Genomic DNA, 16,801 nt, shown 5'->3' with positions numbered 1-16,801 from the left:
AGGGGGGCGCGTCCTGCGGGGCGCGCCCCTTCGCTTTGGGGGGATCGGTCTACAGGCGCCCTGCGGGCGGGCTTGGCTGCGGCGCGCCCTGGGCGAGGGCGTGCGGGATGGGAGAGGGAGGCGCCTCCGGCGGGCTCCTGACTCACCCAAGAACAAGGCCCGCGCCTGTTCTCCGGATCCGTCTCTCGCTTGCGATGCCTGAGCGACTCGGGGGGAGGGGTCAAGGACGAGCCCCGCTTCGCGGGGTCGCTTCGCGATCCTTGACCCCTCCCCCCGAGTCGCTCTGTCCGGCATCCGCGAGAGACGGCTCCGGAGAACAGGCGCTTCCCGACCGGGTCGGGCGTTGTCCCCGGGGGCGGCGCGGCCTAGCTTGCGGGCGAGCGGCGGCGGCGAGGAGCGGGATGGCCAGGAAGACGACCAGGCGGCGCGGGCTGCTGCGACGACTATTCGAGCTGGTGTTCCTCGCGGCGGCCGTCGGGGTGCTGTGGGTCGGGCTCTACCGGGTGATGATCCCGCCGACCACCATCTACATCGAACAGGAACGCTGGCGGCTGGGCGAGGTGGACCGCCGGCCGCTGGACTTCGACGCCCTGCCCGCCCGTGTGCGGCTGGCCTTCCCCGCGGCCGAGGACGCGCGCTTCTGCGCCCATTCCGGCTTCGACGTGGAGGCGATCCGCGAGGCGCTGGAGGCGAACGCCGAAGGGTCCGGGCTGCGCGGCGGCTCGGGGATCAGCCAGCAGGTCGCCAAGAACGCCTTCCTCTGGCAGGGGCGGAGCTGGATCCGCAAGGGGCTGGAGGCCGGCTTCACCGTGCTGGTCGAGGCGATGTGGCCCAAGGCGCGGATCCTCGAGGTCTATCTCTCGGTGGCCGAGATGGGCGAGGGGATCTTCGGGCTCGAGGCCGCGGCCCAGCGCCATTTCGGGGTGAGCGCGGCGCAGCTCACCGCGCGCCAGGCGGCGCTGATCGCCGCCGCCCTGCCCGATCCCAAGACCCGCGACCCCGCCCGCCCCAGCGGCTGGCTCTCGCGCCGGGCGGCGCAGATCGAGAATGGGGCCGGCACGCTGGAGGCCTCGGGCGGCGGCTGCGTGCTGGACTGAGCCCGGCCGCGCCGCCCGCGGCGCTCAGACGGCGAGACGGGCGAGGTCCTCGGTCTCCCCGCGCGCCAGCTCGGGCGCGGGGCGCACGGAGCAGATCTTGCGCGCGAGGTCGCGGCCCAGCGCCGCCTCGAGCGCGGGGCGCAGCGTAGGGTCGCGGCGGAAGGCCGAGCGCAGGGCCTTGCCGTCCCACTCCAGCAGTTCGGCCCCCGGCAGGGCGGTGATCGTGGCGGGGGCGACGGCGCCGGCGATGAAGCTGACTTCGCCCACGAAGAACGGCCCGTCGACCTCGACGGCGTGGCCGTCGCGCTCGACCCGCAGCGCCCCCTCGGCAAGGTACCACAGCTGCTCGGGCGCCCAGCCCTCGCGCGTCAGGCGCTGGGGAGCGGTCAGGCTGCGCCGCCGGGCGAGGCCCAGCAACGAGCGGAAGGCCGCCGGCGCGATCGGGCCAAGCGCGCGGCGCAGCGGCCGGTTGCGCGCCCGGATCGAGAGATCCGAGCCCGCCCAGGCCGATCGCGCCAGCCCCAGGACCGCGCCCAGCCAGACCACCCCCAGCGCCCCGGCGGCGAGGCGGGTGGCCGCCGCCGCCGGCAGCCGCCCCTCCAGCATCGCCGCGCCGGCCGCGGCGCAGACCGCGGCCAGCAGCGTCAGCAGGCGCAGGCGGCGCAGGTCGGACATCAGCAGGCCCAGCGCGGCCAGCGCCGCGCCGAGGATCGCAAGCCCCTCGCCGATCGCGATCGGATCCATGCAGAACCTCCTGCCGTTCCGGGACACCAGAGCACAAGATGAACGGATTTTCATCCTTATTCACGCCCTCGCGGCGGGGTGCGTCAGCGCGCGGTCGGCGCATGGCTTGCATCGCCGCGGCGCGGACGGCAGGGTCGGGCCGCCGCGCGCCGCGCGCCGCGGATCGAACGCCCCTGCCCCTCGCCCAGGACGAACGCCCCCCATCATGCGCCGACTGCACCACATCCCCCTGTCCCCGTTCTGCCGGAAGGTCCGCCTGGCGCTGGCCGAGAAGCGGCTGGAGGTCGACCTCGTGGAGCAGACGCCCTGGTCGCGCAGCCTGGAGTTCCTGCGCCTGAACCCCGCCGGCACGGTGCCGGTGTTCGAGGACGACGAGGCCCACGGCCGCGCCGTGATCTGCGACAGCGCCGTGATCTGCGAATATCTCGAGGAGACCCGCCCCGAGCGTCCGCTGCTGCCCGGCGATCCGCGCGCCCGGGCCGAGGCGCGCCGGCTGGTCGCCTGGTTCGACGACAAGATGCACGGCGAGGTCACCGCCAACCTCGTCGACGAGCGGGTGATGAAGAAGGTGCGCGGCGGCGGCCATCCCGACAGCGGGCGGATCCGGGCGGGGTCGAAGAACCTCGCCACGCACCTGGAATACGTCGGCTGGCTCGCCGACCAGCGCAAGTGGCTGGCCGGGGACGAGATCAGCCTCGCCGACTTCGCCGCCGCGGCGCATCTGAGCTGCCTCGACTACATCGGCTACGTGGACTGGGATTCGGTGCCCTCGGCCAAGGCCTGGTATCAGCGCATCAAGTCGCGCCCGGCCTTCCGCACCCTGCTCGCCGACCACCTGTCGGGCTTCCCGCCGCCGGCGCATTACGCCGACCTCGACTTCTGATCCCGCCGCCCCGCGTCCCGGTCCGGGGCCTCGGTCCGATCGTTGCGGGGACGGGGCGCAGGCGCAGGCGCAGGCGCAGGCGCAGGCGCAGGCGGAAGTTGCCGCTGCGTCCGGCCCATGTTACGTTTTCCATCTCGTGTGCGTGCGTTTTCTCTCTGTTCACATAGATTTACGGGACGGTCATCCAGATGAAGATCGCCGCGGTGATCCTCGCGCTCGGCACGACCCTGACCCTCGCCGCCCCGGCGCAGGCGCTGGTCAGCTTCGTCAGCTCCATCGAGGCGACGCTGTCCGCGACCGCCCTGCCCGAGGGGGTGCGGCTGGACTACGGCTTCTCGAGCTACGACGGCTACGCGCGGGGCCAGGGGGTCTATGACGCCGGCTGGTCGGACGACTTCACGATCGAGGGGCCGAGCCTGTCCTTCACGCCGTCGGTCCACGCCTCGACCGACGCGCTGGCGGTGATCGAGGCCGCGTCGCTCACCGACGGCTCGGTGACGCTGGAGAACCTGTCGGACGCGATCTCCACCGTCGATTTCGTCCTCAGCTACGACCTGCGGGCCGAGACGACGGTCGACGGCGGGCCCGAGGCGATCAGCAAGGCCTACGCCACCCTGATGGTCGAGACGCTGGAGGCCCGGCCTTCGGTCTCGCGCTCGGTCGACATCTATGCGGGCGGCGCCTACGGCCCGGCCCTGGCGCGGGAGACGGGGGCCTGGACCTTCTCGATCGTGCTGAACCCGGGCCAGCGGATGAACCTGGTCGTCTACGCCGACGCCATGGGCTATCTCGAGGACACGGTCAGCCAGGGGTCCTCGCCGGTGCCCCTGCCCGGCGCGGCGCCTCTGGCGGCGGCGGGGCTGGCCTCGCTGGGCGGCGTGGCGGCGTTGCGCCGCCGGCGCCGGTCCCGGGGCTGACCCGGGCGACCGCGGCGGGGGGCGCGCGCGTCTCGACCGACCCGGCGGACGACCTCTCCGACGACCCCGCGGCCGCGCTGAAGGCCGAGCTCGCCGAGCGCGCGCGCGCCGAGGGCTTCGTGGGCTTCGGCGTCTGCCGCGCAGACGCGCTCGGCCCCGGCGGCGGAGAGACCGCGGCCCGCCTGCGCCGCTTCCTCGCCGAGGGCGCCCACGGCGACATGGACTGGATGGAGGCCCGCGCCGCCTGGCGGGGCGATCCCAAGACGCTGTGGCCCGAGGCCCGCTCGATCGTGATGCTGGCCGAAAGCTACGCGCCCGCCGAGAACCCCCTGCACCTGCTGGAGATGCCCGAGCGCGCCTCGGTCTCGGTCTACGCCCGGGGGCCGGACTACCACGACAAGGTCAAGGGCAAGCTCAAGCGCCTGGCGCGCTGGGCGGCGGAGCGCACGGGCCAGCCGGTGAAGGTCTTCGTCGACACCGCCCCGGTGATGGAGAAGCCGCTGGCCCAGGCCGCGGGCCTGGGCTGGCAGGGCAAGCACACCAACCTGCTGGGGCGCGAGATCGGCAACTGGGTGTTCCTGGGCGCCATCTTCCTCGCCGCCGAGCTGCCCCCCGACGCGGCCGAGACCGAGCATTGCGGCTCCTGCCGGCGCTGTCTCGACATCTGCCCGACCAACGCCTTCCCGGCGCCGTTCCGGCTGGATGCGCGGCGCTGCATCTCCTACCTGACGATCGAGCTGAAGGGCCCGATCCCGCGGGAGATGCGCCCCCTGATCGGCAACCGCATCTACGGCTGCGACGACTGCCTGGCGGTCTGCCCGTGGAACAAGTTCGCGGTGGAGGCCGGCACGCTCTACCAGTCGCGGGTGGAGCTGAACCGGCCGCGGCTGGCGGATTTCGCGGCGCTCGACGACGCCGCCTTCCGCGAGGTGTTCCGCGGCTCTCCGATCAAGCGGATCGGGCGGGGGCGGTTCCTGCGCAACGTGATGGTGGCGGTGGGCAACTCGGGGCTGGCGGAGATGATCCCGGTCGCCGAGGCGCGCCTCGACGACCCCGAGCCCCTGGTCCGCGGCCATGCGGTCTGGGCCCTGTCGCGCCTGTCGCCCGCGCGCCTGCGCGCCCGGGCCGAGGGGCGCGCCCCCGACCCCGACCCGTTCGTCGCGCAGGAGTGGCGCGCGGCCCTCGCCTGACCCCGCAGCCTCTATTCCTGGGGCGCCGGCGCGGTCCCGCCCAGCGCCTCGTCGGTCGGCCTCCCGTCGACCTCCGCCTCGTCGGCCGAAGGCGCGTCCGGAACGTCGGCCTGGGGCTGTCCAGCCTGTGGGACCGCTTCGGGCGCGGCCTCCGTCGCGGCGTCCGCGGCGGGCTCGGGCGCGGCGGCCTCGGGCGGCGCGGTCCCGGGGGCGGCGGGCCCGGCGGCATCGGGGCCGGAGGGTCCGGGCGTCTGCGCAGATGCAGCCGCGGGATCCGCCTCGCCTGCAGGGGCCCCGGTCGCCGCCGGCGGCGGCGCGACGGGCGCCGCGCCGGGGGCGTCCAGAAGCTGCAGGGCGCGGCGGGCGCGGTCGCCCACGGGGCCCTCGCGGTCGCGGGCCACGGCGCGCAGGAAGCTCTCGCGGGCCCGCTCGGGGCGCCCGGCGGCGGCCTGCGCCTCGCCCAGCGCCAGCCAGGCCTCCGGGTCGTCGTCGGCCATCGCCGACACCCGGCCGGCGTCGGCCAGCGCCCCGGCCGCGTCCCCCGCCTCGCCCCTCAGCCGCGCGCGCAGGCGCAGGCCGGGGAGGTCCCAGGGCATCGCCTCCAGCGCGGCGTCGAGCTCGGGCAGCGCCTCGTCGCCGCGGCCCAACGCCGCCAGCGCCTCGGCCCGCAGGCGGCGCAGGACCGGGCCGGCGCCGTCGAGCGCGAGGCCCGCGTCGGCCGCGGCCAGCGCCTCGGCAGGCTGCAGGTCGCGCAGGCGGAAGCCGGCGGCGACCTCGTAGAGCGCGGCGCGCGCGGGCGCGGGCAGCGCCTGCTCCGGCGCGCGGCGCGCGGCGTCCTCCAGCCGGGCCGCGGCGGTGGCGAGCGCGCCCTGCGCCTCCAGCGCCAGCGCCTCGCAGACCGCAGCGGGCACGCCGCCGCCCTGGCGGCCCCACTCCCGCGCGACCTCGCGCGCGGCGACCGGATCCTGGTCGACCAGCGCCTGGCAGCGGGCGGACTCGGCCGCCCGCGCCGCCGCTTCGGTCTCGGGCGCGGGGCCGGTGGGCAGGGTCAGGGGCGCGCCGTCGAAGCCCCCCGCGCCGGGGCGCGGCAGCGCCTCGATGCCGGCGCCGGAGGCCGCGCCCGGCCCGGCGGGCCGCTCCAGCGGCGGCGGCGCGGCCTGCGGCGCAGTCTGGGCGAAGAGCGGCGCGGCCTGCGCCGCGGCGCAGAGGGCGGCCGCCGGCAGGACGGCGATCCATCGCATCGAAGACGATCCTCGGCTACAGGGGAGGCGTCCACATCTGGCGCGGAGGCCCGGCGATGTCCACCCCCACCCTGCTCAGCTTCGGTCACGGCTACTCGGCCCGCCGGCTGGCGCGCGACCTGCTGGCCGAGGGCTGGCGGGTGATCGGCACCACCCGTTCCGAGGAAAAGGCCGACGAGATCCGCGCCGCCGGCGCCGAGGCGCTGGTCTGGCCGGCGGAGGGCGCGGACCTCGCCCGCCCGCTGGCGGAGGCCACGCATATCCTCGTCTCCGCCGGCCCCGACGCCGAGGGCGACCCGGTGCTGCGCGCGGCCGGCGCGCAGATCGCGCAGGCGCGGCCCGCCTGGGCCGGCTACCTCTCGACCACCGGCGTCTACGGCGACCGCGACGGCGCCTGGATCGACGAGAGCTCGCCCCGCACGCCCGCCACCCGCCGCGGCGCCTGGCGGGTGGCGGCCGAGGACGCCTGGCTGGGCCTGCACGCCGCCCACGGCCTGCCGGTGCACGTGTTCCGCCTGGCCGGGATCTACGGCCCCGGCCGCGGCCCGTTCGAGAAGGTGCGCCAGGGGACCGCGCGGCGCATCATCAAGGAGGGGCAGGTGTTCTCGCGCATCCACGTCGACGACATCGCCGCCGCCCTGCGCGCCAGCATGGCCCGCCCCAACCCCGGCGCCGCCTACAACGTCAACGACGACCACCCCGCCCCGCCCGAGGACGTCATCGCCCACGCCGCCGAACTGCTGGGCCTGCCGATCCCCCCCGCCATCCCCTTCGAGGAGGCGGAGATGACCCCCATGGCCCGCAGCTTCTATTCCGAGAGCAAGCGCACCTCGAACGCGCGCATGAAGCAGGAGCTGGGCGTCGAACTCGCCTATCCCAGCTACCGCGAGGGCCTCGCCGCCCTCCTCGCCGACCTCGACCCCGCCCCCTGACCGCCGCGCGGCCCGCCACGAGCGCCGGCCCGCCCCGGGCCCTGCCGGGAGCGCCTGTTCTCCGGAGCCGTCCGTCGCTGATGCCGATCGGAGCGGCTCGCCCGCCCCGGTCAAGGATCGCGGCACGCGACCCTCCGAAGGAGGGCTTGTCCTTGACCGGGGCGGGCGAGTCGCTCAGGCATCTTCAGCGACGGACGGCTGCGGAGGACAGGCGCGGGCCTGTTCTTGGGTGAGTTCAGAAGCGCCCCTGCGGGCGCCAGCCCGCCGCGCGCGCAGCGCGCGCAGGCCAGGCCCGCCCGCAGGGCGCCTCGCCCCCCGCTCCTTCAGATCAGCCGCAGCACCGCCCCGCCCGCCGTCATCGCCCCGGTCGCCCGGTCTAGCCGCAGATGCGCGAGCCCCTCGCCCCCGGCGACGGTGTGCAGCGTGCCCGCCGCGCGGCCGTCCTGGGAGAGCACCTCGGTCCCCGGCGCCGCCGCGCCTTCGACCGAGACCCGCACCAGTCCGCGGCGCAGTTCGGTCTTGTGCTTCATGCGGGCGACGATCTCCTGGCCGACGTAGCAGCCCTTGCGGAAGTCGACGCCGTTCAGCCGCTCGAACCCCGCCTCGAGCACGAAGGTGTCCGGCGTCAGCTCGAGCCCGCTCTCGGGCACGGCGGCGGCGACGCGCAGGGCGTCGTAATCCGCCGGCGCAGCCTCCGCCGCGCCCAGCGCCGCCAGCGCCGCGGCCGGGTCGGGGGCGTAGAGCCGCCAGCCGAGGCGCGGGTCGCGCGGATCGGGGACGAGGCGCGCGCCGTCGGGCGCCGCGGGGGCGGCCTCGCCCCACAGCAGCGCGACGCCGAGGGGGGCGACCTCGATCCCCACCTTGCGCCGCAGCCGGTACATGGCCAGCCGCTGGCCCAGCGCCTGCGCCTGATCGCGCGCGACGTCGATCAGCAGGTCCTCGGGCCCGTCGGCGACGACGAAGAAATCCGAGAGATACTTGCCCTGCGGCGTCAGCAGGGCGGCGTAGACGGCCGCGTCGCCCGCGGCCCGGCGGATGTCGTTGGTGACCAGGTCCTGCAGGAAGCCGCGCGCCTCGGCGCCGGTCAGGCGCAACAGGACGCGCGCGGGAACCAGGCCGGAGAGGGGGGCGGCAGGGGGCATGGGGCGCTCCGTTCGTCGCAAAGGGTTTCCGGGCGGAACATAGGGGTTCCCGCGGCCCGGCGCACGACCCCCGAGCGAAACCGCGCGCGGGAGAGCCGGGGACGGAGGCGCCCTGCGGGCGGGCTTGGGCGAGGGGCCGGCGCGGCGCCCGGGCCGCGCGGGGCCGAGCCTCCGGCGGGCTCCTGACTCACCCGGGAACAGGGCCGCGCCTGTTCCCCGGAGCCGTCCATCGCTTGGGCTGCCTGAGCGACTCGCCCCCTCCGGTCAAGGACAAGCCCCCCTTCGGGGGGTCGCTTCGCGATCCTTGACCGGAGGGGGCGAGTCGCTCCGATCGGCGCCCGCGACGGACGGCTCCGGGGAACAGGCGCTGGGCGAGGGCCTTGTCCGCTCGCCTCACGCGGCGGGCGCTGCTAGAGGGAGGGGCCTGCCGCAACGATGGAGCCCGCCATGACCGCCCCCGACCTGATCCTCAAGAACGGCACGGTGGTGAATCACGACGGAATCGGCCTCGCCGACGTCGCGGTGTCGGGCGGCAGGATCGTCGACATCGGGGATCTCTCGCATCTCTCGGCCGGCGAGGTGGTGGACTGCACCGGCCTGCACGTCCTGCCCGGGGTGATCGACAGCCAGGTGCATTTCCGCGAGCCGGGGGCCGAGGCCAAGGAGGATCTCGAGACCGGGGCCCGCGCCGCGGTGATGGGCGGGGTCACCGCCGTCTTCGAGATGCCCAACACCAACCCCACCACCACCACCTACGAGGCGCTCGCCGACAAGATCGCGCGCGGGCGCGCCCGCATGGCCTGCGACTTCGGCTTCTGGTTCGGCGCCTCGCCCGGCAACGTCGAGCTGCTGGAGGAGGCCGAGCGCCTCGAGGGCTGCGCCGGCATCAAGATGTTCATGGGCAGCTCCACCGGCACCCTTCTGGTGGCGGGCGACGACGACGTGCGCCAGGTGCTCTCCCATGGCCGCCGCCGGGTCGCCGTGCACTCGGAGGACGAGTTCCGGCTCGAGGACCGCAAGCACATGCGGGTGGAGGGGGACCCCTCCAGCCACCCCGTGTGGCGCGACGCCGAGGCCGCGCGCCTGTGCACCGAGCGGCTGATCCGGCTGGCGAAGGAGACCAACCGGCGCATCCACATCCTGCACATCTCGACCGCCGACGAGATCCCGATGCTCGAGGCCGAGAAGGGCCTGGTGACCTGCGAGGCGACGCCCCACCACCTGACCTTCACCACCGACGACCATGCGCGGCTGGGCACGCTGATCCAGATGAACCCGCCGGTGCGCGACGCCTCCCACCGGGCGGGCGTCTGGGACGGGCTGCGGCGCGGGGTCGTCGACGTGCTCGGCTCCGACCACGCGCCCCACGAGAGGGAGGCGAAGGAGAAGGTCTATCCGGCCACGCCGTCCGGCATGCCCGGCGTGCAGACGCTGGTGCCGGTGATGCTGGACCACGTGGCGAAGGGGCGGCTCAGCCTGCAGCGCTTCGTGGACCTGACCAGCCACGGCCCGCAGCGGATCTTCGGCATCGCCGGCAAGGGGCGCATCGCGGCGGGCTACGACGCCGACTTCACCGTCGTCGACCTGAAGGCGCGGCGCACCATCGAAAACGAGTGGATCGAGAGCCGCTGCGGCTGGACCCCCTACGCGGGCATGGAGGTGCAGGGCTGGCCCGTGGGCACGATGATCCGCGGCCGCCGGGTGATGTGGGACGATCAGCTCCTCGAGCCCCGCGGGGGCGAGCCGGTGCGCTTCCAGGAAGGGTGTTCGTGACCCAGCGGCCGGAGGAGGAGCACGACCGCCGCCGCCCCGACCCCGACCAGGCGCCCGCCGAGACGCCCGGGGCCGGCGCCTCGCCGGAGGCGGACGCGCCGCGCAGCGGCGCGCGCGGGACGCAGGCCCGCGAGGGCGCCGCCCCCGGCGCCGGGGAGGCGCGTGGCGCAGACGCGTCGGACGCTCCCTCGACCCGGGCCGACGCGGGAACGCCCGGGGACGAGGCCGCCTCCGGGGCCGATCGGCGAAGCGCAGGCGCGCCCCGGCACGAGGTGCCGGCGGAGGCCGCGGGGCGGGCGCCGCGGCCCTCGGGCATGGCGATCGCCGCGGCGCGGTCGGGCGGCGCCTCGGGGCCCGCGGACGAGCGCCGGACCTCGCTGATCTTCGTGGCGCTGATGGCGGCGCTGGGGGCGACCAACGCGGTGGCCGTCGACATCGTCATCCCCGCCCAGGGCCTGATCGCCCAGAGCTTCCAGATGTCGCCGGGCGAGGGCGCCCAGTGGACCGTGCTGGCGATGTTCGCCGGCGCCTCGCTGTCGCAGCTCGTGCTGGGGCCCGCGGCCGACGCCTGGGGGCGGCGGCGCGCGGCCTTCCTCGGCCTGGCGCTGGCCTTCATCGGCGGGCTCGCCGCCGCCGCCGCGCCGACCTTCGAGACGCTGATCGCCGCGCGCCTGCTGCAGGGGCTGGGGGCGGGCGGGCTGCGGGTCGTCAGCCTCGCGATCATCCGCGACCAGAGCTCCGGCGACCGGATGGCGCGCATCGTCTCCTTCCAGGCGCTGATCTTCGAGCTGATCATGTTCTTCACCCCCGTGGTGGGGCAGCTGATCGTCGAGTTCGCGCACTGGCGCGTCGGCCTCGCGATCACCGCGCTGCAGGCGGCGCTGACGGCGCTCGCCTTCCACCTCTGGCAGCCCGAGACGCTGGACCCCGCCCATCGCCGCCCGTTCGAATTCCGCGCGGTGATGCGGACCTACGGGGGCGTGCTGCGGATGCGCCCGGCGATGGGGGCGGCGATGGCGATGGCGGTGGCCTTCGGGGTGCTGGCGACCTTCCTAAGCTCCGCCCAGCCGATCTTCGGCGAGGTCTACGGCCTGGGCTGGGGGCTGCCGGCGGTGTTCGGCGGCTCGACGATCTTCTTCGCGCTGGCGGCGCTGGCCAACGCCCGGCTGGTGGGCCGGCTGGGGGCGGCGCGGATGGCGCGGATCGGGCTGGCGAGCTGGGCGGTCTCGGGGACGCTGGGCCTCGCGGTCTTCGCGGTCTTCTTCGCGGGCGTGCCGCCGCTGTGGCTGCTGCTGGTCTGGCTGCTGCCGACGCTGGCGATGTTCGGCATCCTCTACGGCAACCTGCTGGCGACCGCGCTGGCGCCGCTGGGGGACCGGGCGGGCTCGGCCTCCTCGGCGCTGGCGGCCTCGGGCACGCTGGCGGGCGTGGCGCTGGGCGCGGTGATGGCCGAGATCTTCGACGGCACCGTCCTGCCGCTCGCCGGGATGCTGGGCTTCGCCGGCGTCGCCGGCCTGCTGGCGATGCGCTGGGGCGGCCTCGGCCGCGAGGTCCACGCGAAGGGCGAGGCATGAGCGAGCCCCCCCGCCGGCCGTCCGCCGAGGCCGCGGGCCACGCGCCGCGCCCCTCGGGCCTGGGCGCGATCGCCGCCGGCGACGCCCCGCGCGCGGGCGCCACGGGCCCGCAGAAGGCGGCCGCCGGCTTCGTGCTGCTGATGGCGGCGCTGGGGGCGATGAACGCCTTCGCGGTCGACATCGTGATCCCGGCGCTGGGCGCGATCTCGGAGGGCTTCGGGATCGACGGCGAGAGCAAGCCGCAATGGGCGATCCTGGCGATGTTCCTCGGCATGGCCTGCTCGCAGCTCTGCCTCGGGCCGGTCTCGGACCGCTGGGGACGCCGGCCCGCGATCTTCGTGGGCATGGGCGTGGCGCTGGCGGGAGGGCTTCTGGCCTCGCTCGCCCCCGGCTTCGGCTGGCTGGTGGCGGGGCGCTTCCTGCAGGGGTTCGGGACCGGGGGGCTCAGGGTCGTCAGCTACGCGATCATGCGCGACCGCTTCTCGGGCGACGAGATGGCCCGGGTGGTGGCGCTGACCAACTCGGTCTTCGTGCTGATGGTGTTCACCGCGCCGATCTTCGGCACGCTGATGGTCGAGTTCGCGCACTGGCGCTGGGTCTTCGCGGTCACCGCCCTGCAGGCGCTGGCGACGACGGTGTGGTTCGCCCTCGCCCAGCCCGAGACGCTGACCGAGGAGAAGCGCCGCCCGATCTCGCCGCGCGCCGTGGGACGGACCTTCGTCGAGATGCTGCGGATCCGGGCGATGCTCGCCTCGGTCATCGCGATCTCGGCGGTGTTCGGGGCCTTCGCCACCTTCCTCAGCTCGGCCCACGCGGTGCTGGGCGGGATCTACGACCTGACCTGGGGCCTGCCGCTGGCCTTCGGGGGGATCTCGGCCTGCTTCGGGCTGGTCAGCTTCGCCAACTCGCGGCTGGTCACGCGCATCGGGGCGCCGCGGCTGACCCGGGGCGCGCTGGTGCTGTGGGCGGTCTCGGGCGTGGGCGGCGGCGTGGTCTTCGCCGCGGCGTTCGGGGGCGTGCCGCCGCTGATCGTGTTCATGCTATGGTTGGGCCCCACGCTGGCGCTGTTCGGGATCCTGTTCGGCAACCTGCTGGCGATGGGCCTGACGCCGATGGGCGACCGGGCGGGGAGCGCCTCATCCGTCCTTTCGGCCTCGGGAACCTTGTGCGGGGTGGCGCTGGGGGCGGTGATGGTGGAGCTCTGGGACGGCACGGTGCTGCCGCTGGCAGGGATCATCGGGGCGGCGGGGATCGTCGGCCTGGTCGCGACCCGCTGGGGCAAGGTCTGCTGATGGCGGCGCCGCTGTCGATCGTGATCCCGACGCTGGAGGCGGCCGACGAGCTCGGCCCCTGCCTCGGCGCGCTGGCCTCGGCCCTGACCGAGGGGCTGATCCGCGAGGTGATCCTGTCCGACGGCGGCTCGCGCGACGCCATCGCCGAGGTGGCCGACGCCGCCGGGGCCGAGCTGATCGTGGGCCCGCCCGGGCGCGGCGGCCAGCTCGCCCGCGGGGCGGAGGCCGCGCGGGGCGACTGGCTGCTGTTCCTGCACGCCGACACGGTGCTTTCCCCCGGCTGGTCCGAGGCGGTGCGACGCCACATGGAAAGGGCGCCCGACCGCGCCGGCTTCTTCCGCCTGCGCTTCGACGAGCCCGGGACGCCCGCCGCCCTCGTCGCCGCCTGGGCCAATTTCCGCGCCCGCCGCCTGGGCCTGCCCTACGGCGACCAGGGCCTGCTGGTGCGCGCCGCGGTCTACCGGCGCGCCGGCGGCTATCCCGACCAGCCGCTGATGGAGGACGTCAGCCTCGCCCGCCGCCTGCCGCTGTCCCCGCTCGCGGCCGAGGCCGCCACCTCCGCCCGCCGCTACCGCGCGGAGGGCTGGCTGCGCCGCGGCTGGCGCAACCTGACGACGCTGGGCCTCTACTTCCTGGGCGCGAGCCCCGAGCGGCTGGCCCGCCGCTATGCCCGCTAGGGGACCGCGCCCCTCGGCCCCCCGTCCCACCGTGATCGTCTTCGTCAAGGAGCCGCGGCCGGGGCGCGTGAAGACGCGCCTCGCCCGCGGCGTCGGCCGCATCGAGGCCGCGCGCTGGTATCGCGCCCAGGCGCTGGCGGGGCTGCGCCGGCTCGCGGCCGATCCCCGTTTCGACGTGGTGCTGGCCGTCTCCCCCGACGCCGAGGGGCTGACGAGCCGCGTCTGGCCGGCCGCCCTGCGCCGCATCCCGCAGGGACGCGGCGACCTCGGCGCCCGTATGGCCCGGGCGCTGCGGGGCCCGGGGCGCGGGCGCTGGCGCGGGCCGGCGGTGCTGATCGGCTCGGACATCCCCGGCGCGACCCCCGCGGCGATCGCCCGCGCCGTCCGCGCGCTGGGCGGGGCGGAGGTCGTCTTCGGTCCGGCGACGGACGGCGGCTTCTGGCTGGTGGGCGTGCGCAACGGCGCGGCCCTGCCGGCGCGCCTCTTCGCGGGGGCGCGCTGGTCCGGGCCCCATGCGCTGGCCGACAGTCTCGCGACCCTGGGCGGGCGCCGGGCCGGCTTCGCCGAGACGCTGGCGGACGTGGACGAGGCGGCGGACCTGCCGGGGCGGGCGCGCTAGGCGGCCCGACGCCGGCCCGGGGGGTCAGCGCAGCTCGAACAGCTCCTGGTGGAAGCGCGTCTCCACCGGGAAGCCCCGGGCGGCGAGATCGGCCCTCAGCGCGGCGCCGAAGCGCGTCGGACCGCAGAACCAAAGGCCGGCCTCGCGCCAGTCGGGGACCGCGGCGCGCAGCCGCTCGCCGGTCAGCAGACCGTCGCGGCCCTCGACCAGGACGTGCAGGCGCACGCCCGCCGCGGCCGCGTCCGCGGCCAGCAGGGCGAGCGCGCCCTCGTCCACCTCCCGCGTGCAGTGGAACAGGTCGACGGGCCGCGCCTGCCCGGGCGCGCGGGCGGCGAGCTCCTTCATCCGGGCCACGAACGGGGCGATGCCGATGCCGCCCCCGACCCAGATCTGCCGGGCGGCGGGGTCCTCGTCGAAGATGAAGCGGCCGTAGGGCCCTTCGACCGTCACCGGCTGTCCGATGCGCAGGCGGGCCTCCAGCCCGGTGGTGTGGCGGCCGAGCTCCTTGGCGAGGAACACGATCTCGCGCGTGGCGGGGTCCCAGGCCGAGGCGATGGTGTAGGGATGCGCGCCGTCGCGCGGCTCGGAGGCGACGAAGGCGAACTGGCCGGCACGGTGGCCCGGCCAGCCCTCGCCGAGCCGCACCCGTTTCTCGAGCGCGTGCACCCCGGGGTGGAAGCGCATGCCGACCAGCGTGCCGGCGACCTGCCGCCCGGCGCCGATGCGCCCGGTCAGGGAGACCAGGGCCGCCCCGCTCCCGCCCAGCATCAGCAGCGCCAGGACCGCGCCCTGCGGCGTCGCCCACTGCCCGAAGTCGAACAGCGCGACCGAGTGGAAGACCAGCGCGAGGTAGGCCGCCGCGGTCAGCCGGTGCGATAGGCGGAACCAGCGGTAGGGGATGCGCCGGACCAGCGCGACCAGCACCAGCGCCGCGAGGGCGTAGAAGGCCCATTCGCCCGCCGCCTCCGCCTCGTGCCGCAGGCCGGCGAGGGCGGCGTGCAGCGGATCCCCGACCGGCGGGCGCGGGCCGCGATGGGGCCGCTCCAGCCAGCCCCAGCCGACCGCCCATTTCGGCCCCTGCGCCCACGACCAGTGGAAGACCGAGACCGCCAGCCCGCCGATCCCCAGCCGCCTGTGCAGCCGGTACATCTTGTCGAGCCCGCCCAGCGGCCCCTCCGGCCAGCGCGGGCGCAGGGCGAGGATCATGGCGAGGCTCATCGCCCCCATCCCCAGCACCCCGGTCAGCTGCAGGACCGAGGCGCGCAGGGCGAAGAAGCGCAGGTCCAGCCCGCCGAGGTTCGTCGCCAGCCACAGCAGCGCGAGCCCCGCCCAGACCCCCCAGAAGACGCGGATCCCGTTCCGGCTCATCGTCCTTGCAACCCTCGCGGCCCGGGCCCCGTCGCCCGTCGCGAGGGTTCTGCCCCCGCAGGTCAGGGCCCGCCATGATCGAGATCATCCCGCCGGGCGGGTTCCGGCGCGGCGCGCCGGCGTCCTGCGGGGCCGCGGACGGCGGAGCGGCGAGGGGCGCGCCGACCTGCGCCCGGCGGGCCGGGCGCCTCCCGAACGCGGAACGGCCGCGGAGGGGGGTCCTCCGCGGCCGTTCGGGCGGTCCGTCGCTTCGGGACGCGCGGGCGGCGCGTCAGGCGCCGCGCATGTTCTTCGCGCTCTCGGTCAGGCGGGAATACTGGCCCTGCGGGCGGTAGGCGTAGAGGTAGCTCTCGAGCACCGCCTCCATCGCCGTGGGGGCGATGCCGAGGTCCTTGAGGCCCTTCGCCTGCTCGCCGACCACGTTGTCCACGCCGAGCTGCGCGATCTGGTCGGCGGTCAGGGTGTTGTTGACGTAGAGCCCGCCGGTCAGCGACTGCGCGAGGCCGAGCAGCGAGGCGGGGATCCCCGCGACGCCCGCCGGCAGGTCGACGATCAGCCGGCGGCGGCGGGTGATCTTCAGCATCCGCTCGATCAGGGCGCGCAGGGTCGCGACCTCGGGGCCGCCGAGCTCGTAGATCCCGCCCGGGACCTCGCCCGCGGCGGCCTTGGCCGCGGCCTCGGCCACGTCGCCCACGTAGACCGGCTGGAACTTCGTCTCGCCGCCGGTGATCGGCAGCACCGGGGAGATCCGGGCCATCGCGGCGAAGCGGTTGAAGAAGCCGTCCTCCATCCCGAAGATCACCGAGGGGCGCAGGATCACGGCGCCCGGGAACGCCTCCTGCACCGCCTTTTCGCCGGCGGCCTTGGTGCGGGCGTAGTCCGACGGCCCCTTGGGATCGGCGCCGATGGCCGAGATCTGCACGAAGCGGGTCACGCCCGCCTCGGCGGCGGCCTTCGCCACCCGGGCGGCGCCCTGCGCCTGCACCGACTGGAAGGACTGCTTGCCGGCCTCGGCCAGGATGCCCACGCAGTTGACCACGGCCGTCGCGCCCATGCAGGCCTTGGCCACCGAGGCGTCGTCGCGGATGTTGGCCTGCACCGGCTCCACCTGGCCGACGTCGCCGTAGGGACGCAGGAACATCGCCTCGTTCGGGCGACGCACCGCGGCGCGGACCCGCCAGCCGCGGCGGGCCATGCGCTGGGCGACGTAGCGGCCGACGAAGCCGGAGCCGCCGAAGATGGTCACCAGAGGGGCGGACTGGGTCATGCGCCTGGCTCTCCCGATGCTGCTGCGGACCGGACCTCGCCGCGGGGCGCGGGAGACGGTCGGAATTTCACGCGGCGCGCGGGCG

Annotated in this window: 15 protein-coding genes; 10 read left to right on the top strand and 5 right to left on the bottom strand. The window is 75.8% G+C overall.

What is annotated here, in order from left to right; translation table 11 throughout:
* The first annotated feature begins 401 nt into the window (after window positions 1-401).
* Window positions 402-1,097, top strand: a complete 696-nt coding sequence (gene mtgA, locus BM064_RS06005; RefSeq protein WP_092858856.1) for a monofunctional biosynthetic peptidoglycan transglycosylase — start codon at window positions 402-404, stop codon at window positions 1,095-1,097.
* Between the two features lie 24 nt (window positions 1,098-1,121).
* Here mtgA and BM064_RS06000 read toward each other — a convergent pair whose 3' ends face one another.
* Complete coding sequence (locus BM064_RS06000; RefSeq protein WP_092858855.1) at window positions 1,122-1,841, bottom strand: Crp/Fnr family transcriptional regulator; 720 nt, start codon at window positions 1,839-1,841, stop codon at window positions 1,122-1,124.
* A 205-nt stretch (window positions 1,842-2,046) separates the two neighbouring features.
* Between BM064_RS06000 and fzlA the strand changes: the two genes are divergently transcribed.
* From fzlA to queG, 3 genes are all read left to right on the top strand, one after another.
* Entirely contained in the window at window positions 2,047-2,724 is a 678-nt protein-coding gene (fzlA, locus tag BM064_RS05995) for an FtsZ-binding protein FzlA (protein WP_092858854.1), read from the top strand.
* Between the two features lie 188 nt (window positions 2,725-2,912).
* Window positions 2,913-3,641: a hypothetical protein gene (locus BM064_RS05990; RefSeq protein ID WP_092858853.1), complete on the top strand. Its 729-nt coding sequence runs from the start codon at window positions 2,913-2,915 to the stop codon at window positions 3,639-3,641.
* Window positions 3,642-3,718: 77 nt separating this feature from the next.
* The gene (gene queG, locus BM064_RS05985) at window positions 3,719-4,831 is read left to right on the top strand and encodes a tRNA epoxyqueuosine(34) reductase QueG (protein WP_218160983.1); all 1,113 of its coding nucleotides are present in this window, start codon (window positions 3,719-3,721) and stop codon (window positions 4,829-4,831) included.
* An 11-nt stretch (window positions 4,832-4,842) separates the two neighbouring features.
* On the opposite strand, the gene BM064_RS27370 is transcribed toward queG, so the two are convergent.
* Window positions 4,843-6,072 (bottom strand): tetratricopeptide repeat protein, encoded by a 1,230-nt coding sequence (locus BM064_RS27370; protein WP_092858851.1) that lies wholly within the window; start codon window positions 6,070-6,072, stop codon window positions 4,843-4,845.
* Window positions 6,073-6,128: 56 nt separating this feature from the next.
* On the opposite strand from BM064_RS27370, the gene BM064_RS05975 reads away from it, so the two are divergent.
* Window positions 6,129-7,004, top strand: a complete 876-nt coding sequence (locus BM064_RS05975) for an SDR family oxidoreductase (protein WP_092858850.1) — start codon at window positions 6,129-6,131, stop codon at window positions 7,002-7,004.
* 323 nt (window positions 7,005-7,327) lie between these two features.
* On the opposite strand, the gene ygfZ is transcribed toward BM064_RS05975, so the two are convergent.
* On the bottom strand, window positions 7,328-8,146 hold the full coding sequence (ygfZ, locus tag BM064_RS05970; protein ID WP_092858849.1) for a CAF17-like 4Fe-4S cluster assembly/insertion protein YgfZ: 819 nt from the start codon (window positions 8,144-8,146) through the stop codon (window positions 7,328-7,330).
* 447 nt (window positions 8,147-8,593) lie between these two features.
* Between ygfZ and BM064_RS05965 the strand changes: the two genes are divergently transcribed.
* The 5 genes from BM064_RS05965 to BM064_RS05945 are packed head-to-tail and all read left to right on the top strand — an operon-like array spanning window position 8,594 to window position 14,081.
* A complete protein-coding gene (locus BM064_RS05965) occupies window positions 8,594-9,919 on the top strand; it encodes a dihydroorotase (protein WP_092859276.1) in 1,326 nt (441 codons plus the stop codon).
* Window positions 9,916-11,493, top strand: a complete 1,578-nt coding sequence (locus BM064_RS05960; RefSeq protein ID WP_092858848.1) for an MFS transporter — start codon at window positions 9,916-9,918, stop codon at window positions 11,491-11,493. The genes BM064_RS05965 and BM064_RS05960 overlap by 4 nt, the downstream gene beginning before the upstream one ends.
* Window positions 11,490-12,785, top strand: a complete 1,296-nt coding sequence (locus BM064_RS05955; protein WP_092858847.1) for a multidrug effflux MFS transporter — start codon at window positions 11,490-11,492, stop codon at window positions 12,783-12,785. The genes BM064_RS05960 and BM064_RS05955 overlap by 4 nt, the downstream gene beginning before the upstream one ends.
* Window positions 12,785-13,462: a TIGR04283 family arsenosugar biosynthesis glycosyltransferase gene (locus BM064_RS05950; RefSeq protein ID WP_092858846.1), complete on the top strand. Its 678-nt coding sequence runs from the start codon at window positions 12,785-12,787 to the stop codon at window positions 13,460-13,462. Before BM064_RS05955 ends, BM064_RS05950 begins: the two co-directional genes overlap by 1 nt.
* Window positions 13,452-14,081: a TIGR04282 family arsenosugar biosynthesis glycosyltransferase gene (locus tag BM064_RS05945; protein ID WP_092858845.1), complete on the top strand. Its 630-nt coding sequence runs from the start codon at window positions 13,452-13,454 to the stop codon at window positions 14,079-14,081. The genes BM064_RS05950 and BM064_RS05945 overlap by 11 nt, the downstream gene beginning before the upstream one ends.
* A 24-nt stretch (window positions 14,082-14,105) precedes the next feature.
* Here the strand turns inward: BM064_RS05945 and BM064_RS05940 are convergent, their stop codons facing one another.
* Both BM064_RS05940 and BM064_RS05935 read right to left on the bottom strand, forming a co-directional pair.
* Window positions 14,106-15,449 carry a ferredoxin reductase family protein gene (locus tag BM064_RS05940; protein WP_092858844.1) on the bottom strand — a complete coding sequence of 448 codons (1,344 nt, stop codon included), beginning with the start codon at window positions 15,447-15,449 and terminating at the stop codon, window positions 14,106-14,108.
* Between the two features lie 271 nt (window positions 15,450-15,720).
* A complete protein-coding gene (locus BM064_RS05935) occupies window positions 15,721-16,716 on the bottom strand; it encodes a complex I NDUFA9 subunit family protein (RefSeq protein WP_092858843.1) in 996 nt (331 codons plus the stop codon).
* Between the last annotated feature and the right edge of the window lie 85 nt (window positions 16,717-16,801).

The organism is Albimonas pacifica (assembly GCF_900113695.1).
Classification (GTDB): domain Bacteria; phylum Pseudomonadota; class Alphaproteobacteria; order Rhodobacterales; family Rhodobacteraceae; genus Albimonas; species Albimonas pacifica.
The sequence above is the reverse complement of the archived record's forward strand: the minus strand, read 5'-3'. Positions and strand labels throughout refer to the sequence as shown.